Source organism: Streptomyces sp. NPDC034043, from assembly GCF_055575675.1.
Window position 1 is genome coordinate 101,673 of the sequence record NZ_JBVISF010000001.1, and the last position, 15,955, is coordinate 117,627.

A 15,955-nucleotide genomic window follows, 5' to 3' on the forward strand; every position below is an offset into this window, starting at 1 on the left:
TACGGTCACGGCGGCGGTGCTTACGGTGATCGGCACGGTGTACACGGCGCGGCTGTCGAAAGCCGCGGCGACCACGTCGGCCGAGGCGACCCGCGTGGTGGCGGCCGTGCAAGCGGCGCCAGCGCAGCGGGCGGAGGACCTGAAGGTCCTACAGGCGACGGTGAGCCGGGTGGATGAGGAGAACGGCTCCCTCAGGGGCCGGGTCAGCAGGATCGAGTCCATCCTGCGTGCCTTCGCATGGACGACCGACCGATGGGCCCAACAGATGCACCACGCCGGCATTGAACCCGAGCCCGTGCACCCGCTGGTCGAGGAGTACAACCGGACGGGAGTGTGATGAGCGATTCCGAGCCTGACCCCCGTCCCGCAACGCCCCGACGGCAGCCGCATATGGCCGACGTCGAGACGCTCGTCGACATGGGCATCCTCGAAGAGCAGCCCCAGCCGCCCTCGGACGTGCCCCCTGCGCCACCCGCCGAGGAGCAGGCGAATCGGCTTGTCCTTGATACAGCTCTCGCTGAAGCCGGCGTAAACAAGGGAGCCTCCGATGCGGAGGCTGTCACCGCGCTCGCCCGGATGGACGCAGCTACGGTCGCGGCCGTCGCCTCCTGGGTCAAACACAAGAAGAAAGACTTCGGCGCCAAGTGACAACGCCCCCACCCCCTCGCGGGTGGGGGCGTTCTGCTGTGTCAGGGGGCCAGTTCCTTCTTCACCTGGGCGACCTCCGGGCCGGAGTCCTGAGCGGGAACCTTCCAACGGAAGGCAGCCCCCGCACCGTCGGTGTAGACGAGCGTCCCGCCGGCCTGCGCCTTGGCCAGGTCGAAGACAGCCGCATCCCAGACCCAGCTACCCGGCTGAATCGGTCCTCCCGCGTTGAAGCTTTTCGCGACGACGTTGTAGGCCTCGCCGTTGCCCTGCTCGATGGCCTGCCCGTCAGGGGCGATCCAGCTCCATCCGCCGCCACCGGCAGGCGCCGCCTGGGCCGCTGCCACAGCCGTCGTAGGCCTGGCCTTGAAGGTAATGAAGGCGAACTGCTCCCTCGTGGGCTTGTCGAAGGTGCTGCCTGGCTGCAGGTAGGTCACCGACGTAGGGGTGAGCTCCAGCCGTCCCGTCCCGCCGGAGCCGACCGTCTCGGCCGCGGCTCCTAGCTCGAGGGCTGGGGGCGTCGAGGATGCAGCTGGCGCCGGCGCTCCCGCACCCGCCGAAGGCGGCGCGGCAGCTTCGGGCGTGCCGCTTCCGCAGCCGGAGGCGGCAGCGAGGAGGAGCAGAGCGGCAGGGAGTGTACGCAGGCGCATGGTGACCCCAGAAGTCGATGAGGTCGCGACCGTATCGCCGACGGGGACGGCGCCGGGGGCGTGTTGCGGAATCGCGACCTCCGACGGGCAGAGGCAACCCCTGTAGATCGCGGCCCGGTTGAGGGGCGGGCCCTGGATAAGATGCCAAACCGCCGGTGTCCAACAATCGATCGGTTGTTGGACGCTGCACCCTGCGGCGGCGTTCCTGGGGTTCCACCTCCCGTAGGTCGTCCATAAAGGGTGTTCAAAAACTTGAAGCGTTCATTAACCATCAACCACCCCTTTCTGTACGGTTCTTACATGACCACAGCCGCCCAGTGGGCATCCGACGGCGAAGACGTCCTCGCCGCGTTCCCCACCACCGCGACCGGTGTTCTCATCGGATACGCCCGCGTCTCCACCAAGGGCCAGAACCTCGACCGCCAGATCGCCGCCCTCACCGAGTGCGGCTGCGCCAAAGTCTTCGCCGACAAGAAGTCCGGCAAGACCGTCGAACGCGAAGAACTCTGGAAGGCCCTGGAGTACGCCCGCCCCGGCGACACCCTCGTCGTACCGTCCCTCGACCGCCTCGGCCGCTCCATCCAAGACCTCATCGCCATCGTTGCCGGCCTCCGCAAGCGCGGCATCGGCTTCCGCTCACTCCACGAAGCCCTCGATACCACCACCCCCGGCGGCCGGCTCGTCTTCCACGTCTTCGCCGCCCTCGCCGAGTTCATCCGCGAGCTCATCGTCCAGGGCACCCACGAAGGTCTCGCCGCAGCGCGGGCCCGCGGGGAGCGCATCGGGCGCCCGCCAGCCATGACCGAGGAGCAGATCCTTCACGCCCGGTCCATGCTCGCCAACCCGGAGGCCTCGATCGCCTCCATCGCCCGGCTGCTCGGTATCAGCCGGACCACGCTGTACAAGTACGTCCCCGAGCTCCGAGCTGGCCACCGACCCAGCGTTGGGGCCCACGGCGCAAGGGGGCTGAGGTGAGCGAGCCGGACAAGGCGTGCCGCAAGTGCGGCGTCACCAAGCCGGCCGCCGACTTCTACACGCATCAGGGCCGTCGCCACCCGCGCTGCAAGGCGTGCCTGAGCGAGTACCACCGCGACCGGTATAAGAAGAACAACGGCAAGGACAAGGTTTTCGAGCAAAGCCTGAAGCGGCTCTACGGCATCACGCTCGACGACTACACCCGCATGGCAGCGGAGCAGGGGAACCTGTGCGCGCTCTGCGGGGAGGAGCCGGATACCGAGCGCCGGATGCATGTGGACCACGATCACGTCACGGGCAAGATCCGTGCCTTGCTGTGCCACCACTGCAACCTGCTGCTCGGCAACGCGAAGGACTCCACCGATCGCCTCCGGCTGGCTATCGCCTACCTGGAGCGGCACCAGCTCGACAACCACCCCGCCTACACTCTCGCCGCCGGACTCGCCGAGCGGCTCCAGCCCCAGGAGGGCCAGTGACCAGCACCGCCGTAGACCGCGCCGTCTCCATCCTTCGTAACGCTGGCCTGACTCCCCTGGCTGACGAAGAGGCGCGAGGGTTCAGGGCTAGCGGTTTCACCATCGAGCCCGGCCCGGAGGAAGACTCGGTCCGCGTCACCGGCATCGCCAAGTTCACGGGCCAGGACAAGTACGACCACTGGAACGAGGCTCGGATCGTGGCGCAGAAGGCGGTGGACGTTCTTGAGCGTCAAGGTGCTGGTTGGGGCGAGCTGGACGGTCGCGAGCCGAACTGGGTAGTCGACGTCTTCCTGCCTAGCGAGTAGGCAGTCGTTATGTGCTACGAGGAGGGCGCATGAAGGTCATCATCGACGGCACGTGGGAGCTCGATCTGACGGCGCCGCCCCGTGTCGGAGAGCTCATTGCCGGCGGGGAGAGGGTGGAGCGCGTCGCGGAAGTTGTCTGGCTCATGCCGGATGAGGTCGACGGCGAGGTCCGCGTCCACGTCCGGCTGGAGTCGAAGGGCGAGCAATGAGCTACCGCGCTCACTGGAGTCAGCGTTGGAGAGTCCCGCTAGGGTCCGCTACCCACGGTCGGGGCGGATCTACACGCTCGACCCCTGCGGCCATGCACTGAAGCGCTAGGAGGCGCCTGACCGCCTGCCCGTTGTCGGCGCCCCGTGTCACACTGATTCAGCGGACGCTCGTAGGCCACTGGGAAACCGTGGCGCCCGGCTTGTACCGGCCTCACTCCGGGCGACGCCTCAGCCCCCACCTTCGGGTGGGGGCTCTTCGCATTCCGCGCCTGGCCATCATCGGCCGCTGCCACACTGAAGCCCCCACCGTCGGAGGAGGAACCGTGCCGCTGCTCGACCGCCCCACCCTGTCCACGCTTGACGCTCGGGCTCTGCTCGTCGAGACGCAAGCGGACCCACTGCTGTACGCGGCAATGTCGTTGATGCTGCTTGCTGGGGCTCGCCCCCTGGAGGTCACCGAGGCTTCGGTCGCTGACTACCAGCCTGGCACGGAGCCCCGCCTGACACTTGGTAGGCGCCGGATCTGCATCGCACCTGCGGCCGGGCGGGCCGTCGATGCCTACCTGGCCACCCAGGATTACGAGCCGGCCGAGCCCCTACTGTTGGGCTTGCAGAAGGTCGGGGTGTTGCCACGCCTGCTGCGGCGCGCCGCAGAGCGGGTCAACGTAGAGGCGCGTGCGCACTCGCTGCGCAGGGCCGCCATCGGTGCGGCACTGGAAGACGGTGCGCCGCCAAGTCACATCGAGGCCTACTTCGGCATCAACAGGGCGCTGGATCCGAAGGCACTGACTGTCCCGCCCGAGGGTTACGACGCGGCGATGGCCCGCACTCTTGAGGCCGCATTTGCCGCCTGACCGCACTGACGCCCGCTCCCGCATCCGGCGGGGGCGGGCGTCCTACTTTCCGGAACTTCCCTTACCGTGCGCCTGTCGCAGCTGGAGCGGCACAGCTATCGGCGCCACACGTTGACCTTCTCCGTCGAGAGCATCGGCGCCCCGTCCGGTCCTTTGACGTGGGCGGGGATCCACGTCTTGCGGCGCAGCCCGCGGTCCGGACCGTGAGCCTGATCCCGCCAGTGGCCTGACACAACCCACCGATGCCGGTATCGCCGCCCCGAAATGTCCGTCCCCTCGGCCGCACTGCCGTTCGGCGCGTACTGCCGCCGGAGCGAGGTCACGGTGACCGCTGTATTGCCAAGGCCAGACCTTGTGAGGCTGCGCGCCTCCGAAGAGGCCGGCCGCACGGCCGCCTGCTCGACGAGCACGGGCTGCTGCATCAGCAGCCACGCGGCAGCGAGCGCGGCCACGATGGTGGTCGGCAGCTTCGTCTCGAGGCTCGCAAACGGCACTGGCTCAGCGGTCACCGAGAGACCGCCCCCGGAAATCGGAAGCAACGGCGGCACCTGCTCCTCCACCAGGACCAGCCCCTTCAACGGAGCCAGTTCGGCGTCGAGCCGCTTCCGGGACATGAGCAGCCAGACCAGCAGCTCACCGTCATACGGACCCCATACGCAGCCTTCCACCGGGATCTCGACACCGTGTGCGTCCATGGACCCGATACCGTCGGCCCACCACAGCAGGCCGCAGGGGGAAGGTCGATCTGCGGTAGCCCAGCGCGCGGCAGCCAGCTGGGCGCCGGCCGACACGGCTAGGGCTGCCATTTCGGGGGCCACCCAGTACATGTCGGCGGCCCGCAGGTGCGATGCGAGCGCGTCGAGCCCCACCTGGACTTCGCGGGGGGTTTGGGACCGTAGCGAGGCAGCCGGGTCCTCAAGGTGATCCAGTAACTGGCGGCGCATCCTGGGGAGGTGTGAGGGGCGGATGGTCACGCGCTCGCCCTGTCGGTACGCGCTCCCTGGCCGGGTCGATTCTTCGCCGCCTCCTCGACCTCGCGGGCCAGGTAGCGGTGCTGCAACCGGTTGGACTCCGGGTGCGGGCGGGTCTGTGCGGCCTCGACACCCCAGCGGGCCAGCGTCTTGCGAGCGGTGGCCGCTGCCGACTTGCCGCTGTAACCGAGCCGGGCCGCGACCTCGTTGATGTCGATGAGCTCGTGCTGCTCCAGGATTCCGTAGATGTCGACGGAGTCCACGATGGCCTTCAGGTCGAGGGACCCATCCGCGTCGGTGGGGTAGCCCTCGAAGTGGCAGTCCTCGTCGTAGTACGGGCCGATGAATTCCAGGCCGTTGACGTAGACGCCGGGCGGCAGTTCCTCCTGGATGGCGGTGAGGTAGGCGCTCTCGACCGCGTCGAGGTCGTAGTCGTCGTGGCAGTCACCGGCGGCCAGGCTGACTGTGGCGGCGGCGGAGACCTCGCGGCCCTCGACGTTGTACCAGCTGCCGTAGTTGGTCGTTGTCGTCATGACTGTTGCTCCTCGGGTCAGCTGGCGCGCTGGACGGTAGCGATGTAGGCGTTTCCGACCGGGTCCCAGGCGCTGTCGGTCTCCCAGTCGGCGGCGGCCATCAGAGCCTCGGCCTCGGCGATGGCTTCTTCGATGTCGCCCTCCTTGGCGTCGACGGTGGTGACCGCGTGGAACGCCGTGGGCTTGCTGCCGTCCGTGGACCAGGCTCCGGGCCTCTCGGGGTCTCCGATGAGCTGGTCCTCGAGGATCGTGATGTCGACGCAGGCGCTTTCCAGGGCTGTCGGATCGTTGACGATCCAGGCGGTGAAGTGCTGCATGAGGCTCCTTCGGTAGGTTCAGAGGGCGGCGATGGCGGTGCGGATGCCGGCGATGGCTGCGTCGAACACCTCGTCAGGGCTGGCTTCGCGAGACCGGCCGAAGCCGAAGCGGCAGTGGAACTTACCGTCGGCGAGGTCGAACCAGAGCTTGTCGATACTGTTCGCGAGCTTGACGCCCTGGCTGTTCGAGACGAGCTCGCCCTGCCAGTAAGCGCCGGAGATGTTGCCTGACTTGTAGTGGTGCAGTTCGAGGCCGGCGATCTCGGCGGCGTTGTTGAAGTAGATGCGGTCCATGTCGTTCTTCTGCCAGCGGCTGCCGCCGATCGCGGTGAGGGTCTCGACGGTGTAGGCGATGACCTTGCGGGCCTTGCGTGCGCCAATGGCGATGCGGCGGGCGAGGGAGGTGGCGTCGATGATCCAGCGCCCGGCCTGCTTCGTGGCTGCGACGGCTCCAATCCGGCACCAGGTGCGGATGGTGGCGACGGTGACGCGGGCCTTAGCGGCGGCCGTGGTGGTGTTCATCGGGTCTCCCTCCCTGCGATGAATCCACCTTGACATACGTATGTCGAAGTTGGCTAGCGATGTAACTCGAAAGAGCTACAAGCACGTTGACTCAGTCCAGGACGCCGAGCGCGGTGTCCGGCCGGCACTGGACGCAGGCCTCAACACCTTCGGCGAGGGCCCGGCGGGCGGTGTCCTGGTCGGCCGGCTTGCAGCGGGTCCGCGTGTCCCAGCAGCCACCAACGTGGACACGGACTGGCGGTCGACCCGCGCCGATGCCGTGCTCGATCAGCCAGTCCGGCGGCGGAGGAGGCGGCTGGCGGTGGGCCTCGGCCTCCTGGAGCCGCTCCTCCGTGGCGATCCAGTCGCGGGTCCGGGCCAGGTCCTGCAACTGCACCCGCTCGAGGAAGCGGAGCTGAGCGAGGCGGGAGGCGGCATTGTCGGACACAAGTTCGATTCTACGCCCCGACCCCACCCCCTTTGTCAGTGCCCGCCGCTAGCATGGACACATCACATTCGAGCGATTGCCTGCTGGGCGCAGACGCTGCTCGTACCGCCCCACCGGCCCTTCGGGGACAGCGACCGGCGGGGCGGGCCCACGTCTAGGGCTTCGGCTGCGGCTCGGAGTAGCGCGCAGCCTTCTTCACTGCGGCCTCGACGGCGTTCCGGGGCTCGCCGATCTCCTTCGCGTAGGCCGTCACCGCGGACTGCACCTCGCCGGCCCGGTCGCGCCACTCGGCCCAAGCCACATCGGTCGGGTTCTCGCGGACCTGGGCGTGCGCCTGGTCCGAGGCGCGCTGGAGGTCGATCAGTTCGACAGGGGGTTCGATAGCCACCGGTCGATCCTAGGCGGGGAGCCCCCTCTCGACGGCAGCGCCACCCCGCCATCGGAGTCGGCCAGGCTAGCGGCCCCCCGTTCCCCCTGACCGGCCCGCCATCCAGCGCCCGTACCAGGCCATCAGCTGATACGTCGACCGCATCCCCAGCCGGGTACGCGCCTCTTTCAGGTCCGCGGTCACCTGGCGCGGGCTAATGCCGATCCGGTGAGCGATGACCTCCTGGTCGTAGCCGGCGGCCATGTCGCCCAGGATCTTCAGCTGCCGCTCCGACAGTGCCTCCGTGTCCCACGCGAGGGACTCTTTCCACGTGTAGGACGACTCCCACAGGTACGTGTACACCTGGCGAGCCCAGGCCACGACGGCGCGGTCGGTGATGTGGCAGCCTGCGGCCGGGGGTGGCGTCGACTTCCTGTAGTCGTCGATGAAGAGGTCGCTCCCGTCCACGATTAACGTGCGAATGAAGGGGCGGCGGTGGATGCGGACTCCACCTCCCTCGGCGATGAACTCCTCGACGTACTCGCGGGTGGCCGGGTCGTTGAGTGCGGCCGGCCCGTACAGCAGCCGCACTGTCACTCCTCGGCGGAGGAGTGCAAGGCTGCGCTCCAGCCCGGTCTGGAGGGACTTCGGATCCCGCTTCGCTCGGGGGATGGGCTGCGCCGACAGGCATTCGACAGTGGCCCGGGAGGAGGCTTCCCCGATGCGGGTGTCCATCTGGGTCATTGTCTGCAGCAGCTCACTCGAGGGCTCCCCGCGCCTCGGCTCCGGCTCGTAGGCGGTCCGCAGCGCCTCCAGCTGGGGTAGGAGTCGCAACTGCTCAGCCAGCGTAGCCAGCTCCTTGTATCGCGCTTCGAGCAGCTTCTGCTGGACATCGCGAGGGTCGAGGGCAACGGGGCGGCCGTCCGCGTAGGGACTCTGGACGACGAGGCCGAGGCGCAGCAGCCGCTCGGGGGCCTCCAGGGCTTCCCCGGCTGCGACGGCCTTGTAGTCGTCGATGTCGCTGGAGGTGAGCGGCAGGATGGGTCTGTCCGCGTCGTCGTCGGCCGGCATGGCCCCCCTTTTCCAAAAAACGCAGTGCGGATACTGACATCCCATCGAGTCTGGACGCAGGCACATGCACATGGCAATGTTTCGAACCGGAACGGGCGAGCGGTCGCCTGTTCGAATCGGGAGGGGTTGAAGATGATCGCCAAGCGCCTAGCCCTGGCCGCAGCAGCACTGGTCGCCGCTGCTCTGTTTGCCGTACCCGCCGCAGCCGACGAAGTCCCCGCTCCGCCGGCCTCCGAGGCCGTCGTCACCGACATCGGCTGGGGCGTCGCGCCTGCCGAGCCGACCCCGACCCCGACGCCCACCCCCACATCGACGTCGAACGACATCGGCTGGGGATAGATCGCCTGATCTCATCCCGCTCGTCGTGCGGCGGTGCGGCGAGCGGGATGCCCATGCAACACAACGTGTGCATATATGCGCGCTACGTCTATCGCTCCGGCATATGACGCGGCAAGATGGAGACCCCGCCCGCTGGCCGAAAACGGGCGGCTGAAGAGTGGCGCTACGGCAGGAAGTCCTTGGCTGGCACGCGAAGAGCGTGCGCGATCATCAGCAACGCGCTGATGCGCGTGTCGTGAGTCCCGGCCTCGAGTCGCTGCAAAGTGGAGCGGTCGACGCCGGAGATCTCCACCAAGCGCTCCTGCGTCCAGCCTGCGTTCAGCCGGGCGCAGCGCACGCGGTCAGCGACAACCCTGCGGGCGTCGAGCACCCACTGGGGCAGTTCTTTCGGCACCCCAAAACGCTCGACCGTTCATGATCGTTTGTCAGCATCAAATGTGAAGCATTTTGTGATCTTGCTCTATCGGCCGACCGAAAGGCGGCGGATGTGAGGTGCAGGCTCGGCCGGCTGGGTCCCATCCCTGGCTGGGCCGAGGGTCACCCGGCTGCACTGGCACCCCAAGTACCGGCCGCCGGGTGACCCGCGGATGTCCGTCTAGGCGTGACGGGCATCCGCTCCGACGAGTGAATAGCACCGGTGCGCACCGGCGCGAGTTGCTCGTCGGCCGAATATGCCGAAGCCGGGCGCACCCGTACCCCCTCCAGGTACCCCGCCCGGCTTCGGTCTGCCTCTGCGCAGGAGGTGGGAGGAGTGGGAGACGACTGGGAGATGAGCACGGGGAGAACCGTCGAAGCGGATCGAGATTCATCTAGATGTATCCACTTCGCCTCCAGGTCAACCCGGGCTCATGTCTGGGTCTGGATGCGGATAGCGATTCGAAAATGGCGCCCCAGGATCACGTCCTGGGGCGCCATTTTCTGGGCCCACTTAGCGTTGAACCTGCAGGTCAGGAGCCCGACTCACCCGCGTGCGGGCTGAGCACGCCCATCCCGATGAGCGCGAACAGCGCGATGCCGAGCAGGATCCGGTAGATGACGAAGGGCATGAAGCTCTTGGTGGAGATGAACTTCATGAACCATGCGATGACCGCGTAGCCGACGAAGAAGGCGATCACCGTGGCGAAGACCGTCGGCCCCCAGGAGATGTGCCCGGGGTTCTCCACCACGTCCTTGATCTCGAACGCGCCGGAGGCCAGCACGGCCGGGATGGCCAGGAGGAAGGAGTACCGGGCCGCCGCCTCACGGGTGAAGCCGAGCAGCAGACCGCCGGAGATCGTGGCACCGGACCGGGAGACGCCCGGGATCAGCGCCATCGCCTGGCACAGCCCGAAGATCAGCCCGTCCTTGACCCCCAGTTCCCGGAGCGTCTTGCGCTGCTTGACCACGCGGTGCCGTCCGCCCTCCTCGTCGCGGGAGGCCAGCCAGTCGGCGAAGCCGAGGACGAGGCCCATCACGATCAGCGTGGTCGCGGTCAGCCGCAGGTCGCGGGCCGGGCCGGTGATCTGGTCCTTGAACAGGACGCCCAGGACACCGATCGGGATCGAGCCGACGATGACCAGCCAGCCCATCTTGGCGTCCTGTTCGGAACGCAGCGCCTTGGTGTACAGGGAGCGGAACCAGGTGGAGATGATCCGCGCGATGTCCTTGCGGAAGTAGATCAGCACGGCGGCCTCGGTGCCGATCTGGGTGATGGCCGTGAAGGCGGCACCCGGATCGTGCCAGCCGGCGAAAGCCGCGGTCAGCCGCAGGTGCGCGCTGGAGGAGATCGGGAGGAACTCCGTAAGCCCCTGGACGAGACCGAGGATTAGGGATTCGAACCAGCTCATGTCGGGGTGCGCTCGTCCTTGTGATCGTCGGGCAGTTCGGGTCCGATGCTAGGGCCCGTGGGGAGCCGCCGTGACCACTGGGGGGTGTGCGGGCGCGGGCCGGGACGCACCAGCGGGTGCCAGCCGGTGCCGCTTGCGCCAGGCGACCGCCGCCGCGACCGCTCCGGACAGGGCGATGAACCCGAACGAAACCAGGAACGCGGGCGATCCGGGGGAGGAGGCGCTGGCTCCGGCGATCACGTACGCGGCGGTGTTGGGGACCGTCCCGAGCGCCGTCGCGAGCAGGAAGGGGAGCCAGCCGCAACGGGAGACGGCCGCGAGGTAATTGGCCGCGGCGAAGGGCACCCCGGGAAAGATCCGGACCGCCAGCACGGAGCGGAAGCCGTGCCGGCTCAGCTGGCCGTCGGCCGCCTCCAGCCAGCGCCCGCGCAGGTACGGACGCAACGCCTCCTGCCCCATGATCCGGCCCAGGCCGAAGGCGAGCCCCGCGCCGACCACGGTGCCGCCGACGGCCGCCACCAGCCCGAACTGGGACCCGAAGACCGCCCCCGCGGCGAGGTTCAGCAGCGGCCGGGGCACGAAGGCGGCCGTGCACGCGCCGTACGCGCCCGCGAACAGCAGCACCCCCGTCCCCACCGGGAGCCCCGGCGGCCAGCCCTGCGACAGCAGCCGCTGCGGCTCGTAGAGCAGTACGCAGGCCCCGGCCGCGACCAGCAGCACGGCGAGCAGCGACAGCCGGGCCACCGGCGCGAGGAGGAGGGACACCCGGGGAGAGTAACCGACCCCCGTGACGCGGCGCCGTAATCCAGGCCTCATCCCGGCCCGCCGCGGCATCCCCGCGTGCGGCCCACGCCCGCGCCCCGCCCGTCGTCGCCACCGTAATTCGTTCGACGCGGCCCCGGCGGTCCGGCAGGATCCGGTGCATGTCCCGGTACGCCTTCCCCGCAGCGCCGTCCGCAGTCGCGGACGCGCCGAAGGCTGCCGTCCTCCTCTTCTCCGCGTCGGAGGCACTCACCGCCTCCGCGGCCTTCGAGGCATTCGCCTCCGCCGCGTTCGACGGCGCACGAAGCTGACCCTTCCCGGATCGTCCGGCGGACCCCGCAGGGGGAGGGTCGGCTGAATCCAGGGGTCCCGACCAGCTTCGAGCCACGGGAAAGAGATCATGGCCAAGACGGCCTTCACCCGCACCAAGCCGCACCTCAACATCGGCACCATGGGCCACGTCGACCACGGCAAGACCACCCTCACCGCCGCCATCACCAAGGTCCTCGCCGAGCGCGGCGGCGCCTCCTTCGTGCCGTTCGACCGCATCGACCGGGCCCCCGAGGAGGCCCGCCGCGGCATCACCATCAACCTCACGCACGTCGAGTACGAGACCGACACCCGGCACTACGCCCACGTCGACATGCCCGGCCACGCCGACTACGTCAAGAACATGGTCACGGGCGCGGCCCAGCTCGACGGGGCGATCCTCGTCGTCTCCGCCCTCGACGGGGTCATGCCCCAGACCGCCGAGCACGTCCTGCTCGCCCGCCAGGTCGGCGTGGACCACATCGTGGTGGCCCTCAACAAGGCCGACGCCGGTGACCCCGAGCTCACCGACCTGGTCGAGCTGGAGGTCCGCGACCTGCTCTCCGCGCACGGCTACGGCGGGGACACCGCGCCGGTCGTACGGGTCTCCGGGCTCCGCGCGCTGGAGGGCGACCCGCGATGGACCGGGGCGATCGAGGCGCTGCTGGACGCGGTCGACACGTACGTGCCGATGCCGGTGCGGTACACGGACGCGCCGTTCCTGCTGCCGGTCGAGAACGTCCTGACCATCACCGGCCGGGGCACCGTCGTGACCGGCGCCGTCGAGCGCGGCACGGTCCGGCCCGGCGACCGGGTCACCGTCCTCGGGGGCGACGGCGAGCCCGTCGAGACCGTGGTCACCGGGCTGGAGACCTTCGGCAAGCCGATGGAGTCCGCCGAGGCGGGGGACAACGTCGCGCTGCTGCTGCGCGGGGTGCCCCGCGACGGGGTGCGCCGCGGGCACGTGGTCGCGGCGCCCGGGAGCCTGGTGCCGAGCCGGCGCTTCACCGCGCGGGTGTACGTGCTCTCCGCCCGGGAGGGCGGGCGTACGACACCCGTCGCGACCGGCTACCGGCCGCAGTTCTACGTCCGCACCGCCGACGTGGTCGGCGACGTGGACCTGGGCGCGGCCGCCGTGGCCCGTCCCGGGGAGACGGTCGCGATGACCGTCGAGCTGGGCCGGGACGTGCCCCTGGAGGCGGGGCTCGGCTTCGCCATCCGCGAGGGCGGCCGCACGGTCGGTGCGGGTACGGTCACGGCCGTGCTCGGCTGACCCCGGGCCCCGCCGTGGTGGCGGCGGTCCGGCTGCGTCAGACTGCCGTCACCACCGGCGTGCGGGAACGAGGGAACAGGGGGCCGACATGGGCGGCGGAACGGCACTGGTGCTCGGCGGCGGGGGTCTGACCGGCGTCGGCTGGGAGTCCGGGATCCTGTACGGGCTCGCCCGGGCGGGCGTGGACCTCACCACCGCCGACCTGGTCGTCGGCACCTCGGCCGGGTCCGTGGTGGGCGCCCAGCTCACCGCGGGCCTCACCGCCCGGGAACTGTACGAGCGCCAGCTCGGCCACCCCGGCGGGGAACGCCCGGCCCGGCTGGGCGCCGGGGTCCTCGCCCGCTACGCCCTCGCGATGGCGCGCTCCCGGGACTCCGCCGCCTACCGGCGCCGGGTCGGCGCCTTCGCGCTGGCCGCCGACACCGGCGCGGAGGCGGAGCGGCGCGAGGTGCTGGCGGCCCGGCTCGCCTCGCACGAGTGGCCCGAGCGCCGGCTCGTCGTCACCGCCGTCGACGCGCTCAGCGGGGCCCCGGCCGACTTCGACCGGGAGAGCGGGGCCGGGCTCGTCGACGCCGTCGCCGCGAGCTGCGCCGTACCGGGCGTGTGGCCGCCGGTGACGGTCGGCGGGCGCCGCTTCATCGACGGCGGGGTCCGCTCGGCGACCAACGCCGACCTCGCGGCCGGGTACGCGCGGGTGGTGATCCTCGCCCCGATCTCGCTCGGTTCCTCCCTGGTCCCCTCACCCGCCTCCCAGGCGGCCCGGCTGCGGGCGGCCGGCGCCCGGGTGCTGCTCATCACCCCGTCCCCGCAGGCCCGCAAGGCCTTCGGGCGCAACGTCCTGGACCCCGCGCGGCGGGACCCGGCCGCCCGCGCCGGGCTCGCGCAGGCCGCCGCGCACACCGCCGACGCGGCGGCCGTCTGGTCGGCCTGACAATGGTGGGGTGAGCGACGAACAGGTCCCGGTGATCCGGGAAGTGGGCCAGGGCACCGCCAAGCTGATGCCGGACGTGGACCGGGAGCGGGCCTGGCTGCTCACCGTCGACGGGGCGCCCCAGTCCTACGTCGACCTCGACGAGCCCGAGCACCTGGAGTTCGAGTACGTACGCCGCCTCGCGCACGTGCTGGACTGCGCGGCGGAGCCGGGGGCCGCGCTGGACCTCCTGCACCTGGGCGGCGGCGCGCTCACCCTCCCGCGCTACGCCGCGGCCACCCGCCCGGGGTCCCGGCAGGGCGTCGTCGAGTTCGACGCGGCCCTGGTGGAGCTGGTGGAGCGGCACCTGCCGCTGGCCGCCGGTGCACGGGTGACGGTGCACGCCGCCGACGCGCGGGCCTGGCTGGAGGCCGCCCCGGAGGCGAGCGCCGACGTCCTGGTGGCCGACGTGTTCGGGGGCACACGGGTGCCGGCCCAGCTGACCTCGGTGGAGTACGCGAAGCGGGCGGCGCGGGTGCTGAGGTCCGGCGGGCTGTACGCGGCGAACCTGGCCGACGGGGCACCGTTCGGCTTCCTGAAGGCGCAGCTGGCCAACTTCGCCGCCGCCTTCGCGGAGCTGGCGCTGATCGCCGAGCCCGGGGTGCTGCGGGGGCGGCGCTTCGGCAACGCGGTGCTGCTGGCCTCTGACGCCCCGCTGCCGCTGGCCGCGCTGGCCCGGCGGTGCGCCGCCGACGCCTTCCCCGCCCGGGTGGAGTCGGGCGAGGGGCTGGCCCGGTTCATGCGCGGGGCGCGTCCGGTGGCCGACGCGGACGCGGTGTCCTCGCCGGCTCCCCCGGCGGGGGCGTTCAGCCTCGGGTGAGCCCGGCGGGGGTGGCGGCCTCCGCCGGGGCGGGGGCGGGGACCTTCGCGGCCGGGGGCCTGCGGGTGGTCCGGCGGACGTCCGGGACGAGCAGGACCAGGGCGGTGGCGGCGACCACCAGCCCCGCGCAGCCCCACAGCGCCGGGGCGCGGCCGAAGGCGGCCTCGGCCGGGCCGGCCAGCGCGGTGGCGACGGGGAGCATGGAGACGGAGCCGAACCAGTCGTAGGCGGAGACCCGGGAGAACTTCTCCTCGGGTATCTCCTGGTGCATCGTGGTCATCCAGTTGACGCCGAACACCTCGATGGCGGCGCCGCTGACGAACATCACCGCGCACAGCCCCCACACCGGCAGCGGCACCGCCAGCGCCGCCGAGGGCAGCGCGAGCGGGAACACGCACAGGGTGCCGACCAGCAGCAGGCGGCGCGGCTTCCACACCATCATCAGGACCGCTCCCGCGATGGTGCCGGCGCCGAAGAAGGCCAGGGCCACGCCCCAGGGCGCGGGTCCGCCCAGATGGTCGCGGGCGACGAGGGGCCCGTACACCGCCTCCGCGGCCCCGACGACGGCGACGACGACGGAGAACTGGAGCACGATGCTCCACAGCCAGGGCCGCGTCCGGAACTCCACCCAGCCCTCGCGCAGGTCGGCCAGCAGGCCGCCGCCGGGGGCCCGCTCGGAGGCCTGGCCGACGTCGAGGAAGGCGCGCAGGGCGCCCGCGACCGCGAAGGCCGCCGCGTCGACGGCCAGCACCCAGCCGGGGCCGATCGCGGCGATCAGCGCGCCGCCGAGGGCCGCTCCGCCGATGCCGGCGCCGTTCATCGCCATGCGGAAGAGCGCGAAGGCCCGGTTGGAGTGCTCGCCGGAGACGCTGGACAGGAGCATGCCCTCGGCGGCCGGGTTGAAGAAGGCCGTACCCGTGCCGCACAGGGCGGTGAGCAGCATCATCTGCCACAGCCGGGGGTCACCGGCGAGGACGAGCACGGCGAAGGCGGCCTGCGAGACGCAGTTGAGGGCGTTGGCCGCGACCATCACGTGGTGGCGCGGCAGCCGGTCGGCGAGGGCTCCGCCGACGAGGAGGAAGAGGACGAGGGGCAGCGTACGGGCGGCGGCGACGAGGCCGACGTCCGCGCCGCTCCCGCCGGCTTCGAGCACCGCGAAGGAGGCGGCGATGAGCGCCCCGTGGCTGCCCAGGTTGGTGACGACCGCGGCGCCCGTCAGGAGGCTGTAGTTGCGTCCGGCCCAGGCGGGCCGGCGGCGGGGGGTGCGGAGTGCGGGGCGCGGGTTCACCCCGGGACTATCCCCCGTCCCGGGCCGGGAATCCAAACGAAATAAC

24 protein-coding genes are annotated in these 15,955 nt (G+C 70.7%); 12 read left to right on the forward strand and 12 right to left on the reverse strand.

The window, feature by feature from the left end; translation table 11 throughout:
• Nucleotides 1-16 precede the first annotated feature (16 nt).
• On the forward strand, nt 17-337 hold the full coding sequence (locus tag ACZ51S_RS00740) for a hypothetical protein (RefSeq protein WP_468959143.1): 321 nt from the start codon (nt 17-19) through the stop codon (nt 335-337).
• Between the two features lie 53 nt (nt 338-390).
• Nucleotides 391-648: a hypothetical protein gene (locus tag ACZ51S_RS00745; RefSeq protein WP_468959146.1), complete on the forward strand. Its 258-nt coding sequence runs from the start codon at nt 391-393 to the stop codon at nt 646-648.
• A 41-nt stretch (nt 649-689) separates the two neighbouring features.
• Here ACZ51S_RS00745 and ACZ51S_RS00750 read toward each other — a convergent pair whose 3' ends face one another.
• Nucleotides 690-1,082: a hypothetical protein gene (locus ACZ51S_RS00750; protein WP_388937270.1), complete on the reverse strand. Its 393-nt coding sequence runs from the start codon at nt 1,080-1,082 to the stop codon at nt 690-692.
• 513 nt (nt 1,083-1,595) lie between these two features.
• On the opposite strand from ACZ51S_RS00750, the gene ACZ51S_RS00755 reads away from it, so the two are divergent.
• The 5 genes from ACZ51S_RS00755 to ACZ51S_RS00775 all read left to right on the forward strand — a co-directional run bounded on the left by ACZ51S_RS00755 (nt 1,596) and on the right by ACZ51S_RS00775 (nt 4,114).
• Nucleotides 1,596-2,270: a recombinase family protein gene (locus tag ACZ51S_RS00755; protein WP_468959149.1), complete on the forward strand. Its 675-nt coding sequence runs from the start codon at nt 1,596-1,598 to the stop codon at nt 2,268-2,270.
• The gene (locus ACZ51S_RS00760; protein WP_468959152.1) at nt 2,267-2,746 is read left to right on the forward strand and encodes an endonuclease domain-containing protein; all 480 of its coding nucleotides are present in this window, start codon (nt 2,267-2,269) and stop codon (nt 2,744-2,746) included. Before ACZ51S_RS00755 ends, ACZ51S_RS00760 begins: the two co-directional genes overlap by 4 nt.
• Nucleotides 2,743-3,051 (forward strand): hypothetical protein, encoded by a 309-nt coding sequence (locus ACZ51S_RS00765; RefSeq protein WP_468959154.1) that lies wholly within the window; start codon nt 2,743-2,745, stop codon nt 3,049-3,051. The genes ACZ51S_RS00760 and ACZ51S_RS00765 overlap by 4 nt, the downstream gene beginning before the upstream one ends.
• 29 nt (nt 3,052-3,080) lie before the next feature.
• Complete coding sequence (locus tag ACZ51S_RS00770) at nt 3,081-3,260, forward strand: hypothetical protein (RefSeq protein ID WP_468959156.1); 180 nt, start codon at nt 3,081-3,083, stop codon at nt 3,258-3,260.
• 323 nt (nt 3,261-3,583) lie between these two features.
• Nucleotides 3,584-4,114 (forward strand): hypothetical protein, encoded by a 531-nt coding sequence (locus ACZ51S_RS00775; RefSeq protein ID WP_468959158.1) that lies wholly within the window; start codon nt 3,584-3,586, stop codon nt 4,112-4,114.
• Nucleotides 4,115-4,209: 95 nt separating this feature from the next.
• On the opposite strand, the gene ACZ51S_RS00780 is transcribed toward ACZ51S_RS00775, so the two are convergent.
• The 7 genes from ACZ51S_RS00780 to ACZ51S_RS00810 form a co-directional block, all read right to left on the reverse strand.
• On the reverse strand, nt 4,210-4,983 hold the full coding sequence (locus tag ACZ51S_RS00780; protein ID WP_468959161.1) for a hypothetical protein: 774 nt from the start codon (nt 4,981-4,983) through the stop codon (nt 4,210-4,212).
• Nucleotides 4,984-5,084: 101 nt separating this feature from the next.
• On the reverse strand, nt 5,085-5,618 hold the full coding sequence (locus tag ACZ51S_RS00785) for a hypothetical protein (protein ID WP_468959162.1): 534 nt from the start codon (nt 5,616-5,618) through the stop codon (nt 5,085-5,087).
• Between the two features lie 17 nt (nt 5,619-5,635).
• Nucleotides 5,636-5,935: a hypothetical protein gene (locus ACZ51S_RS00790; protein ID WP_468959164.1), complete on the reverse strand. Its 300-nt coding sequence runs from the start codon at nt 5,933-5,935 to the stop codon at nt 5,636-5,638.
• Between the two features lie 18 nt (nt 5,936-5,953).
• Nucleotides 5,954-6,457, reverse strand: a complete 504-nt coding sequence (locus tag ACZ51S_RS00795; protein ID WP_468959166.1) for a hypothetical protein — start codon at nt 6,455-6,457, stop codon at nt 5,954-5,956.
• A 91-nt stretch (nt 6,458-6,548) separates the two neighbouring features.
• Nucleotides 6,549-6,884: a DUF6233 domain-containing protein gene (locus ACZ51S_RS00800; protein ID WP_468959167.1), complete on the reverse strand. Its 336-nt coding sequence runs from the start codon at nt 6,882-6,884 to the stop codon at nt 6,549-6,551.
• A gap of 154 nt (nt 6,885-7,038) precedes the next feature.
• Nucleotides 7,039-7,272, reverse strand: a complete 234-nt coding sequence (locus ACZ51S_RS00805; RefSeq protein WP_468959169.1) for a hypothetical protein — start codon at nt 7,270-7,272, stop codon at nt 7,039-7,041.
• 66 nt (nt 7,273-7,338) lie between these two features.
• Nucleotides 7,339-8,322, reverse strand: coding sequence for a LuxR C-terminal-related transcriptional regulator (locus ACZ51S_RS00810; protein WP_468959170.1), 984 nt, complete (start codon nt 8,320-8,322; stop codon nt 7,339-7,341).
• Between the two features lie 132 nt (nt 8,323-8,454).
• Here ACZ51S_RS00810 and ACZ51S_RS00815 point away from each other — a divergent pair, with 132 nt between their 5' ends.
• On the forward strand, nt 8,455-8,661 hold the full coding sequence (locus ACZ51S_RS00815; protein ID WP_468959172.1) for a hypothetical protein: 207 nt from the start codon (nt 8,455-8,457) through the stop codon (nt 8,659-8,661).
• A gap of 163 nt (nt 8,662-8,824) precedes the next feature.
• On the opposite strand, the gene ACZ51S_RS00820 is transcribed toward ACZ51S_RS00815, so the two are convergent.
• The 3 genes from ACZ51S_RS00820 to ACZ51S_RS00830 form a co-directional block, all read right to left on the reverse strand.
• Nucleotides 8,825-9,055: a helix-turn-helix domain-containing protein gene (locus tag ACZ51S_RS00820; RefSeq protein ID WP_468959174.1), complete on the reverse strand. Its 231-nt coding sequence runs from the start codon at nt 9,053-9,055 to the stop codon at nt 8,825-8,827.
• 553 nt (nt 9,056-9,608) lie between these two features.
• The gene (locus ACZ51S_RS00825; protein ID WP_388937233.1) at nt 9,609-10,487 is read right to left on the reverse strand and encodes an undecaprenyl-diphosphate phosphatase; all 879 of its coding nucleotides are present in this window, start codon (nt 10,485-10,487) and stop codon (nt 9,609-9,611) included.
• 48 nt (nt 10,488-10,535) lie between these two features.
• Complete coding sequence (locus ACZ51S_RS00830) at nt 10,536-11,303, reverse strand: TVP38/TMEM64 family protein (RefSeq protein ID WP_468478756.1); 768 nt, start codon at nt 11,301-11,303, stop codon at nt 10,536-10,538.
• A gap of 107 nt (nt 11,304-11,410) precedes the next feature.
• On the opposite strand from ACZ51S_RS00830, the gene ACZ51S_RS00835 reads away from it, so the two are divergent.
• The 4 genes from ACZ51S_RS00835 (at nt 11,411) to ACZ51S_RS00850 (ending at nt 14,621) form a co-directional block, all read left to right on the forward strand.
• Nucleotides 11,411-11,560: a hypothetical protein gene (locus ACZ51S_RS00835; RefSeq protein ID WP_468478755.1), complete on the forward strand. Its 150-nt coding sequence runs from the start codon at nt 11,411-11,413 to the stop codon at nt 11,558-11,560.
• An 89-nt stretch (nt 11,561-11,649) separates the two neighbouring features.
• Entirely contained in the window at nt 11,650-12,831 is a 1,182-nt protein-coding gene (gene tuf, locus ACZ51S_RS00840; RefSeq protein ID WP_468478754.1) for an elongation factor Tu, read from the forward strand.
• 88 nt (nt 12,832-12,919) lie between these two features.
• Nucleotides 12,920-13,762, forward strand: a complete 843-nt coding sequence (locus ACZ51S_RS00845) for a patatin-like phospholipase family protein (protein WP_388937222.1) — start codon at nt 12,920-12,922, stop codon at nt 13,760-13,762.
• Between the two features lie 67 nt (nt 13,763-13,829).
• A complete protein-coding gene (locus tag ACZ51S_RS00850; RefSeq protein WP_468478788.1) occupies nt 13,830-14,621 on the forward strand; it encodes a spermidine synthase in 792 nt (263 codons plus the stop codon).
• On the opposite strand, the gene ACZ51S_RS00855 is transcribed toward ACZ51S_RS00850, so the two are convergent.
• Nucleotides 14,608-15,909 (reverse strand): MFS transporter, encoded by a 1,302-nt coding sequence (locus ACZ51S_RS00855; protein ID WP_468478753.1) that lies wholly within the window; start codon nt 15,907-15,909, stop codon nt 14,608-14,610. The two genes, ACZ51S_RS00850 and ACZ51S_RS00855, sit on opposite strands and share 14 nt — an antisense overlap.
• Nucleotides 15,910-15,955: the final 46 nt, after the last annotated feature.